Genomic DNA, 1,372 nt, shown 5'->3' with positions numbered 1-1,372 from the left:
CGCATGCCGGGGACCATCTGGCTGATCGACCCGTCCCACATCCCGTTGTGCGACGCCCCGTCCGGACCCGTCACCCCCGCCCGGTCCAGAACGAAGGTGACGGGGAGCTTGTGCAGGGCCACGTCCATGAGCATCTGGTCGAACGCCCGGTTCAAAAACGTCGAGTACAACGCCACCACCGGATGCAGCCCACCCATAGCCAGACCCGCTGCCATGGTCACCGCGTGCTGCTCCGCGATCCCCACATCGAACACCCGGTCCGGATACGCCTTCGCAAACGGCGCAAGACCCGTCGGATGCAGCATCGCCGCGGTGATCCCCACCACGTCCTCACGCCGCTCACCGATCTTCAGGATCTCATCAGCGAACACATGCGACCACGTCCGCCCGGCCTTCTTCACCGGCGCACCCGTCAACGGATCCGTGTTCGCACCCACCTGATGCAGATGATCCTCATCATTGTCCTCCGCCGGCGCATACCCATGACCCTTACGCGTCAGCACATGCACGATCACCGGACCACCGAAGTCCTTCGCATGCGCCAGCGCCAACTCCAGCCCCGCCTGATCATGCCCATCGATCGGACCCACATACTTCAGCCCCAGATCCTCGAACATCACCTGCGGCTGCAGCACATCCTTCAGACCCTTCTTGATCCCGTGCAACGTCTCATACAACGGCGCACCGACCAACGGCGTCTTCGGCAACGTCGACTTGATCGACGCCAACACGTTCTCGTACTTCTGCGACGTCCGCACCTGCGCCAGATGCGACGCGATCGCCCCATGCGTCGGCGAGTACGAACGACCGTTGTCATTCACGATGACCACCACCCGCGACGACTTCGCCGCCGCGATGTTGTTCAACGCCTCCCACGCCATCCCACCGGTCAACGCCCCATCACCGATCACCGCAGCAACCGTCCGGTCCACCTCACCACGCAACCGGAACGCCTTACCCAGACCATCGGCATACGACAACGACGTCGACGCATGCGAGTTCTCCACATGATCATGCGGCGACTCCGCCTGACACGGATACCCCGACATACCACCCGGCTGCCGCAACGTGGCGAACTCCTCCTGCCGCCCCGTCAACAACTTGTGCACATACGACTGATGACCCGTATCAAAAATCAACGGATCCCGCGGCGAGTCGAACACCCGATGCATCGCGATCGTCAGCTCCACCACACCCAGGTTCGGACCCAGATGCCCACTGTTCGCCGACACCGTCGAGATCAACCGATCCCTGATCTCCACAGCCAGACCGCCCAGCTCATCCGGCCCAAGGCCCTTCAGATCCCGCGGACCACCCAGCGAATCAAGAAGTGTCATGCACCCACACTCACCGCCCCACCCCAAAACGGCAA

Annotated in this window: 1 protein-coding gene; it reads right to left on the bottom strand. The window is 62.8% G+C overall.

The annotated features are described in order from the left end of the window. Positions 1-1,337: 1-deoxy-D-xylulose-5-phosphate synthase (dxs, locus tag ABD317_RS36945; RefSeq protein WP_344296453.1), on the bottom strand; the 1,337-nt coding region annotated here is incomplete at its 3' end. Positions 1,338-1,372: the final 35 nt, after the last annotated feature.

This window comes from Streptomyces synnematoformans, assembly GCF_039531005.1.
Lineage (GTDB): Bacteria > Actinomycetota > Actinomycetes > Streptomycetales > Streptomycetaceae > Streptomyces > Streptomyces synnematoformans.
Note: the sequence above shows the minus strand (reverse complement) of the source record. Positions and strands in the feature narration are given on the sequence as shown.